Genomic DNA, 1,109 nt, shown 5'->3' with positions numbered 1-1,109 from the left:
CACAGCCGCTTGAGCCGGGCGTCGCGTTCGGTCAGCGGCACCGACGGACCCCACAAGCTGAAGTGCAACATGTCGAGCAGCCGTCCGGCGGCGGGGCGCTGGCCGGCGGCGACCCGGGCGAGCAGATCCAACCTGTCGACGTCGTCGGTGTGCAGCATCCGGCCGATGGCCCGGCTCAGGTCCCTGTCGTCCGGGCCACCGGCCGTCGTGTCGAGGCCGGCCAGGCGGCGTAGCCCGGCCCAGCCGCCGAGGCTCCCCGACCGGTAGACGTCCTCGATCTCCAGGCCGGTCTCGCGCAGGAATCTTTCGAGGCTGACGTCGCCGAGTTGCCGTAGCTCCGCCACCAGCGCGTTCTTCGACGTCGGCATCGCCGACTTGAGATTGCGGAGGACGATGTCCTTCGCCACCCGGTCCAGTTCGATGTGGCAGCCGCTTGGCAGCGAGGGGAAGTCTTCCCGCACGGCGGCTTCGACAGCCCGTCGGCTCACCCCGGCAAGTGCCCGCCAGCGCAGATCGAAGCGGAAGTTCGCGTGCTGGCCGCCGATGAAGTCGAGCACTGTCAGACACGGCTTGCCGTCGTCCAGCCGCAGGCCCCGGCCGAGTTGTTGGAGGAAGATCGTGGCGCTCTCGGTGGGGCGCAGCATGAGGATGGTGTCGACCATCGGCAGGTCTACGCCCTCGTTGAACAGGTCGACGGTGAAGAGCACTCTCAGCTCGCGCTTGCGGAAGCGGTCAATCAGCGCGTGCTGATCTGCCCGCTTGATGCTTGATGTCACGGCCGCCGACGGCACACCGTGCCGCGTGAACCAGTCGGCCATGAACCGCGCGTGCCCACGGCTGACGCAGAAGCCGAGCGCACGCATCTGCCCGACATCAGCGATGCGTGTGACCGCTTGCAGGATGAGTCGGGCCCGAGCGTGGTTGCCTGTGTAGACGCCTTCTAGTTCGCTGGTGTCGTACCCCTGCCCGCGCTTCCACCGCACGTGGGACAGGTCCACGTCGTCGTGCAGCCCGAAGTACTGGAACGGCGCCAGCAACTGCCGTTCGAGGGCATCCCACAGGTGCAGCTCCACCGTCGCACGGCCGTCGAACCACGAGCGCACGTCCCG

Annotated in this window: 1 protein-coding gene; it reads right to left on the bottom strand. The window is 68.2% G+C overall.

Annotated elements, in window-relative coordinates; genetic code table 11:
* A partial coding sequence (locus tag AB0L34_RS34220; RefSeq protein ID WP_363709821.1) for a helicase-related protein occupies nt 1-1,109 on the bottom strand: 1,109 nt, incomplete at both ends.

Source organism: Micromonospora sp. NPDC052213 (genome assembly GCF_040679695.1).
Classification (GTDB): domain Bacteria; phylum Actinomycetota; class Actinomycetes; order Mycobacteriales; family Micromonosporaceae; genus Micromonospora.
The sequence above is the reverse complement of the archived record's forward strand: the minus strand, read 5'-3'. Positions and strand labels throughout refer to the sequence as shown.